Below are 7,306 nucleotides of genomic sequence, written 5' to 3' on the forward strand. Positions count from 1 at the left end.
CAAACATGAGCATCTCACGCGAGACATTCGACCCGACCAAGAACTACAAGCGCATCCGCTACCATCAGGATCGCGACCTGCTGGATTCCGAACTCAACGAGCAGCAGGACATCATCAACCTGGAGCGGCGCAAGATCGCCGACATCCTGTTCAAGGAAGGCTCCATCATCATGGGCCTCGAGGTCAGCGCGGCCGCCAACGTCCTGACCCTGGCTCCGGGCGTGGTCTACATCGACGGTCATCTGGAACAGGTGAGCGGCGCGACCCTGACCTATGATCCGGCCACCACCAGCGGGGCCGACTACGTCTATGTGGAGCTGCTGAAGTACAACTATGGCTACACCCAGGACCCGGCCCTGATCAATCCGGCCACCGGCGAGCCCACCGCCGAGCGGGAAAAATGGGCGCTCTCCCTCAAGGCGACGGATACCAGCGGCCAGACGCTGCCCAACAACGTGACCGAGCGCCGGGTGATCCCGATCTACAAGTTCGACCGCGAGAGCGGCGACGTCACGCCCACTGTGCAGGAGAAATCAAACCTCTACCTGCGGGATCTGCTGGGCACGCTGCCGGGCAGCCGGATCACCGTCTCCTCGATCACCGAGGACCAGCTCTCCTTCGCCGCCGCCGAGGGGCTCAATTCCCTGATTCAGAATCTGGCCGAGCGCACCTTCGATCAGGCCGGAAGCTATTTGGTGCGGGGCTTCGACACCTTCATCGGCGGCGTCGACGACGACAGCGTGGAGGCGATCACCAACGCCGGACGCGCCTACATCCAGGGCTTCCGGCATCAGCGCGATCTGCCCACCTCGACCCTGGTGCCCAAATCCATCGCCACCAAGTCGGTGCGCGGCGAGCAGAAGACCTTCGACATCAACAAGCGTCGCTATCCGGTCAACTCCACGCCGCTCAAGGAGACGACCCAGGTGGAGGCCATCGTCGAGATCACCCGCAACGTCACTCGCGGCTCGGTGGGCGGCGGCGAAGACCTGCTCGATCCCAATCCTGTGGTGGACATCCTCGAGGTCAGCCAGGGGGCGACCATCTTCCAGGAGGGCGTGGACTGGCAGCAGTCGGGCAACCATGTCGACTGGCTCGGCTCCGGCAACGAACCGGCCATCGGCACCACCTACACGGTGCGCTGGACCTACACCAAGCAGATGGTCAAGGGCACCGACTACGTGGACAGCGGCTGGTTCGGACAGGCCAACCATCCGGCGGCCGGAAACTATTTCTATCTGGTGACCGCCTACAACGCCACCGGCGAGACGGCCTTCAACGCCGCTGCGGTCGTTGCCCGGGCCACCACCGCCGGGGAGATGAACAAGCTCTCCTGGCTACCGGTCAGCGGCGCGACCGGCTATCGCGTCTACCGGGCCGCCACCAACGGCGCACGCACCGACTACAAGCGACTGATGGAACTGGGCAGCGAGGCGCTCTCCTATGTCGACGACGGCGTCGAGGAGATCGGCACCGCTTCGCCTCCGGCCACCAACACGGCCGGACTCACCATGTCGCCAGTGCAGCTCGAGCTGGGCAACCTCAACGTGATCAACTTCGGACGCGGCAACCTCGGCGATCAGCCGGTGAACGGCTCCAACTGCAGCCTGGACTACGACTATTACCTCGGTCGACGCGACATCGTTTACGCCACCACCACCGAGATCAAGCGGCTGGAAGGGGCTCCGGCCGATTTCCCGAAGCTGCCCATCGTGCCGGAAAACGCCCTGGGGCTGTGCAGCATCGACTGCCCGCCCAACTCCACCGACATGGAGATCCGCAACTTCGGCCTGACCCGCATCACCATGGACCAGATCCACGACATCATCCAAGACGTCGAGGACCTGAAGTACAACGACGCCCAGTACCAGATGAACAACGAGCTGCAGAACCGGGACGCCCAGACCAAGAAAGGCATCTACTCGGACGACTTCTCGAACACCGCCCAGTCAGACATCTACCACGCCGAATGGGACGCCCGAGTCAACGAGATCGCCCGTTTCGTCGCGCCGGACCGCATTCCTCACTCCACGGTGCTCTCGGTCGATCAGGCGGGCAGCAATGCCAGCTTCTTCGGCAGCCTGGCGCTACTGCCGGGCAACGAGACCGTGCTGGTGGAACAGAACGACTGGTCCGAGGAGCGGAACATCAACCCCTACGCCGTGTTCGACAAGCCCCCGGCCATGCTGCAGATCACGCCCAACCTCGGGCGGCGCGGCCAAACCGGGATCGCCGTCACCGGCATCAACTTCACCCCGAGCAAATCCGGCATCGTGCTGCGCTGCGACGGCCAGGTGATGGCCAGCAACCTGATCAGCGACGAGGCCGGTCGGGTCAGCGCCTCCTTCACCATTCCGACCAACGCCCGCAACGGCAACCGGATCGTGGAGATGGCCGACGGCGTCTACTCGGCCCGGGCCAGCCTGCAGATCAACGATCCGCTGGTCATCACCCGTATCGAGCGCATCATCGAGAACCGCATCATCCGCGTGCCCGTGGTGCAGGTGGTCTGGCGCACCCAGACCATCTTCGTGCCCCGCGATCCGCTGGCCCAGACTTTCAGCTTCACCCAAAACCAGGTGATTTCCAGCATCGGACTGCAGTTCACCGCCAGGGACCCGAGCATTCCGGTCACGGTGCAGATTCGCGGCGTCACCACCGGTCTGCCCAACGGCGTGGTGTTCGCCGAGAAAGTGCTGGCCCCGAACGAGATCAGCCTGAGCGGCGAGACCCGCATTCGCTTCGACGACCCGTTCTACGCCGAGGCCAACACCAGCTATTCCGTGGTGCTGCTGACCAACAGCACCAATTACAAGGTGCGCACCGCCACCCTGGGCAAGATGGGCCGCTGGGGCATCATCACCCGGCAGACCTATATGGAAGGCGTGCTGCTGGAGAGCTCCAACGCCGAGACCTGGACGCCGCTCAACGGCTCCGACCTGGCGATGAAGATCTACGGCTACAACTTCCAGTCCGAGGGGATGATTCGCTTTCAGCCGATCACCGGCGTGCAGTTCTCCGACATCAACCTCGACGAATACTCGGCCATCCCCCAGGGTACCGGTCTCGACTGGGAATACTCCACCGACGGCGGCGTGACCTGGGACGCCATGGTTCCGGCCGAGGAGGAACGGCTGCCCAACCTCGCCACCCGGGTCCAGATCCGCGTACGCCTGAGCAGCTCGCTCTCCAACGACACCCCGGCCATCAACTTCCGCGACGTCAACCTGGTGGGCTACCTCAACAAGACCACCGGGGCCTATCTGACCCGCGAGAACGAGCTGACCCAGGGGGTGGAATCGACCAAGGCCTATGTGCAGATGCAGATCCCCAGCGGCACCACCCTGCAATGGTTCGCCAGCAACGACGGCGGCCTGACCTGGGAGGCGATGACCGTCCAGGACACCCGGCCCATCGACGAGAACTGGACCGAGTACACCCTGGTGCGAACCTTCACCGACAACACCGGCAACAAGGTCCGTTACAAGGCCGAGATGACCGGCACGCCGCTGATCTACCCGCGCATCCATTCGCTGGGCGCAACCCTGAGCTAAGGAGGCACGGCCATGATCGTTCGACGCAAAGGCGGCCTGACCGAGTTCATCCCCACGCCGCAAGAGAAGCGCGACGGCTTGATCCGCGACCACGTCCTGGGCCTGCTGGAGAATCTGCACCAGCGCCTGGCGCGGCTGGAGCGGGCGTCAAAGCTCCCGGCCGACGAAGCGGAGGCCTTCACGGCGTGGCTTTCGCGGATGCGGGCCGACGAGTCGCGCAACCTCGAGCTGCACGCCAGCCTGATCACCTCTGATACCGCCTCCGGCTGACCCGCTCGCTGCCACCGCCAATCCAGAAACCCCGGATACGGCCAGCCCGTTCCGGGGTTTCTTCCGTCTGTGCGCCGCCCAATCCGGCCAAGTTCGCAAGTCATTGAAAATAAACGTGTTAAATGTCGGCTTCGGCTGTTCTTCTACTTGATTTGTGTCCGGAAAGAAGCATTCATTCATGGTGTAAGCAGAGGCTAAAAAGCCTTGCCAGACAACGACTTAGAAGCGCCATGAACGACGGAGGCACGCATGAACCTGAAAGAGATCCACTACGGGATCGAGATCGAGACCGTAAAACGCACCCGGGAGCAGATCGCCTGGGCCATCCACTCGGTGGTGGGCGGCACGGTCCGCCATGTCGGCATCCCCAGCAGCTATGACCCCTGGGAGGTCGAGGACCTGCGCGGCCGCGTCTGGAAAGTGGTGGGGGATGCCTCCCTGACCAGCGTCCCGGCCCACCTGCGGGCCGAGGTGGTCAGCCCGGTGCTCGGCTACGACGACATCCCGCAACTGCAGGAGGCGGTCCGGGCCATCCGCCGCGCCGGGGGCAAGATCAACAGCCAGTGCGGCATCCACATCCATATCGACGCCGCGCCCTTCGACGGCAGGCACCTGGGGAACCTGGCCAAGATCATCTACAAGCAAGAGCCGCTGATTCTCCACGCCCTCGGCATCAGCCGCGACCGGCTCAACCGCTACACCCGGCCGGTGAGCGACGAGCTGATCCAGCGCATCGAACAGCATCGCCCCCGCACCAAGGACCAGCTCAACCGCATCTGGTACGGCTACCACAACCGCCAGCCCCAGCACTACGACAACAGCCGCTATCACGGGGTCAACCTGCACAACGTCTGGTACCGGGGCACGGTGGAGTTCCGCTGGTTCGAGGCGACCCTCCATGCGGGACGGATCAAAGCCTACCTGCAATTCTGCCTCGCCGTCGCCGCCAAGGCGCTCAACGGTCGGGCAGCCTCCAGCCGCAAGCGGGATTTCGATCCCCAGAGCGCCAAGTACGACTTCCGGGTCTTCCTGCTCCACCTCGGCCCAATTGATTTGGGATTGGCGATTTGGGATTGCGGATTGTGAAAACCAATCAGGACATCAAAAACAGGACTGTGCCTAATCCACATTCCGAAATCCGCATTCAGCAATCGTAGCCCGGCCTCACTGTTTAAGGAGGTGCCCCATGAAGATTCTGATCCGCTCCACCCGGCTTTCCGGCGAACCGATCCCCGGCAGCGGGGAAACCCTGCAAGCCGCCGACTGCCTCGAAGTTGTCGAGCTGATGCGCGGCCAGACGCCGTTTACCGCCAGCCGAGCACCCCGGGACTACATGACCGAGGTGCTCTCAGGCATCGAAGGCGGGCCGACCCAGCCTTTGCCGGAGGACGCCGCCGCTGCGGCCGCCGAGTTTCTCACCCGTCTGGCGCGGCACGGCCTGATCGAGTTCCTGCCTGACGACAAGGCCAGCGATCCCTGGCCGGAACGCTTCCTCGAAGCCCTGGAGACGGTGCGGCTCTCCGGGCGCACCAACATGCTCGATCACCCGGAGGTGACCCGGCTGATCGCCGAGATGGGCTACCCGGAGGTGGCCGAGTGGCTGGCTGACCACCGGCGCGAATACGCGGCCTTCGTCCTCGAGGGGACGAGACCGCTCGGCAAGAACTTCGGCGGCAAGGAGGACCCGGCTCCATGTGCGGACAAGTAGGCATCATCTTCGGCCGCAAGCGCAGGAGGCCCGACGAGCGGGATTACCTGTGCGAGCTCTTCATCCGCATGCTGCTGCACAGCGAAGAGCGTGGCCCGCACGCCTCCGGTCTGGCCTGGCTCAAGACCGACGGCAGCCACCGGATCTTCAAGCGGCCGATGCGGGCGCACGAGCTGGTGTACGAGAAGCCGTTTCAGGAGCTGCTCGGGCAGGTCGACAACGAGACCACCATCCTCATGGGGCATACCCGCTGGCGCACCCGGGGCAACGAGTTCAACAACCGCAACAACCATCCCATTCGGGCCGGGATCGTCATCGGTACTCACAACGGCACCATCTACAACGCCGATTATCTGTTCCGCCGTCTCGGGCTGCCGCGCTATGCCGAGGTGGACAGCGAGCTGATCTTCCGCCTGGCCGACCGCTTCGCGCCTGAAGGCCCCATCGACCAGGAGGGCCTGAAGAAGGCGCTTGCCCTCTGTCGCGGCCAGATGAGTGCCGTGCTGGCCTCGCGGCTCGACCCCGGCACCATCACCGTGCTCAAGGGCAACAAGCCACTCTGCCTGCGCATCCACCGCCAGCACCGGGTGGTGCTCTACGCCTCGGAGCCAGCCTTCATCGACTTTGCCGTGGACTTTGATCCGGGCTGGCGCGAGCTGGAGGTGCCGCCCATGACCATGCTCACCATCCGCCACAAGGATGTGCGGGCCATCGAAAACAGCGAATTCCGCTTCATACCCCAGGAGCGCAAAGGGACGAGCTGATTGATGATCTCGGATTGCGGACTGCGGATTACTTGCGGGAGCGGGCGGTTTTTATGGAGGCGACGACCATGGAAAGGATTTCATTTGCTTCGTTTTTCAGATCGGTCAAGCGCTTCTCGTTCATTAAACCGGCTTCGGCGATCAGCTCCATCCAGTAGATGGATTCATCGCATTCTTCCTCGACGATGGCCATCTTAGCGATGAAGTCGGCAGGGGATTTGGCGCGGCAGGAGGCCCGATAGTTCGCGCCAACCGAGGTGCCACAGCGGAGCAACTGGTTTCCAATAACTTTCGCGGTCTGGTTTTTCGGCAACGCTTCCACCAACCGGATCACCCTGATCGCGAAAGTTTTGGTTCTGTTTTTGAACTCATCAGCATTCATGGAGGCAACATATGACATTTTCATTCAATCCTCAATCCGAAATCCCCAATCCGCAATTGTTTCGGCTCTTCGTCTACGGCACCCTGAAACGGGGCTATTGGAACCATCAGCGCTTCTGCGCCCAGGCCCGCAGCATCGAACAGGCCGTGGTCTGGGGCAGGCTCTACCATCTCCACGCCGGGTTCCCGGCCATCGAGGTGCCGGAAGGCCTGATCCTGGCCCGGGGCAGTGTTGATCCATTGGCCGACGCCCGCAGACAGCAGGAGATCGGCACGCCGTGCTTCGGACGCCCGACCGGCGACTGGAATCTGATCCACGGAGAGCTGGTGACCTTCACCGACCCGCAACGCGACCTGCCGCCCATCGACCGGCTGGAAGGCTTCCGGCCCGGCGGGCACAGCATGTACAAGCGGGTGATGGTGGCGGTGCTGTGCGGGCGCACCTCGATTCCCGCCTGGACCTATTGGATTCCATGCCCGCCTTACGCGGAAAGAGTCGCCAGTGGCCAGTGGTTACGCCCGTGAACCGATCTTTGCGGCCTTATCCGGATTATTGGTTTTCCGCTTGACACAAGGAGCCAACGCGCGCATTGGTTAGAATATAACGTCATAAAATGAACATGCCGTCA

General features: G+C 63.1%; 7 protein-coding genes. 6 read left to right on the top strand and 1 reads right to left on the bottom strand.

Features of this window, described 5'->3' with window-relative positions; all coding sequences use genetic code 11:
• The first annotated feature begins 5 nt into the window (after positions 1-5).
• The 5 genes from H586_RS0112815 to H586_RS0112835 all read left to right on the top strand — a co-directional run bounded on the left by H586_RS0112815 (position 6) and on the right by H586_RS0112835 (position 6,296).
• On the top strand, positions 6-3,554 hold the full coding sequence (locus tag H586_RS0112815; protein ID WP_027182249.1) for a DUF4815 domain-containing protein: 3,549 nt from the start codon (positions 6-8) through the stop codon (positions 3,552-3,554).
• Positions 3,555-3,566: 12 nt separating this feature from the next.
• Complete coding sequence (locus H586_RS0112820; protein ID WP_027182250.1) at positions 3,567-3,824, top strand: hypothetical protein; 258 nt, start codon at positions 3,567-3,569, stop codon at positions 3,822-3,824.
• A 249-nt stretch (positions 3,825-4,073) separates the two neighbouring features.
• Positions 4,074-4,910 (top strand): amidoligase family protein, encoded by an 837-nt coding sequence (locus tag H586_RS19230; RefSeq protein ID WP_234702965.1) that lies wholly within the window; start codon positions 4,074-4,076, stop codon positions 4,908-4,910.
• Between the two features lie 100 nt (positions 4,911-5,010).
• Complete coding sequence (locus H586_RS0112830; protein WP_027182251.1) at positions 5,011-5,532, top strand: DUF5049 domain-containing protein; 522 nt, start codon at positions 5,011-5,013, stop codon at positions 5,530-5,532.
• Positions 5,517-6,296, top strand: coding sequence for a glucosamine 6-phosphate synthetase (locus H586_RS0112835; protein ID WP_027182252.1), 780 nt, complete (start codon positions 5,517-5,519; stop codon positions 6,294-6,296). Before H586_RS0112830 ends, H586_RS0112835 begins: the two co-directional genes overlap by 16 nt.
• Before the next feature lie 28 nt (positions 6,297-6,324).
• Here H586_RS0112835 and H586_RS0112840 read toward each other — a convergent pair whose 3' ends face one another.
• Complete coding sequence (locus tag H586_RS0112840) at positions 6,325-6,696, bottom strand: four helix bundle protein (protein ID WP_200903569.1); 372 nt, start codon at positions 6,694-6,696, stop codon at positions 6,325-6,327.
• On the opposite strand from H586_RS0112840, the gene H586_RS0112845 reads away from it, so the two are divergent.
• Entirely contained in the window at positions 6,690-7,202 is a 513-nt protein-coding gene (locus H586_RS0112845; RefSeq protein ID WP_034619284.1) for a gamma-glutamylcyclotransferase family protein, read from the top strand. The two genes, H586_RS0112840 and H586_RS0112845, sit on opposite strands and share 7 nt — an antisense overlap.
• Positions 7,203-7,306 lie beyond the last annotated feature (104 nt).

Source organism: Oleidesulfovibrio alaskensis DSM 16109 (assembly GCF_000482745.1).
GTDB classification, from domain to species: domain Bacteria; phylum Desulfobacterota; class Desulfovibrionia; order Desulfovibrionales; family Desulfovibrionaceae; genus Oleidesulfovibrio; species Oleidesulfovibrio alaskensis.

Excerpts from the sequence above, each read along its gene's own strand:
- H586_RS0112840 (WP_200903569.1), bottom strand. The coding sequence starts at position 6,696 with ATGTCATATGTTGCCTCCATGAATGCTGATGAGTTCAAAAACAGAACC.
- H586_RS0112830 (WP_027182251.1), top strand. The coding sequence starts at position 5,011 with ATGAAGATTCTGATCCGCTCCACCCGGCTTTCCGGCGAACCGATCCCC.
- H586_RS0112820 (WP_027182250.1), top strand. The coding sequence starts at position 3,567 with ATGATCGTTCGACGCAAAGGCGGCCTGACCGAGTTCATCCCCACGCCG.
- H586_RS0112845 (WP_034619284.1), top strand. The coding sequence starts at position 6,690 with ATGACATTTTCATTCAATCCTCAATCCGAAATCCCCAATCCGCAATTG.
- H586_RS19230 (WP_234702965.1), top strand. The coding sequence starts at position 4,074 with ATGAACCTGAAAGAGATCCACTACGGGATCGAGATCGAGACCGTAAAA.
- H586_RS0112835 (WP_027182252.1), top strand. The coding sequence starts at position 5,517 with ATGTGCGGACAAGTAGGCATCATCTTCGGCCGCAAGCGCAGGAGGCCC.
- H586_RS0112815 (WP_027182249.1), top strand. The coding sequence starts at position 6 with ATGAGCATCTCACGCGAGACATTCGACCCGACCAAGAACTACAAGCGC.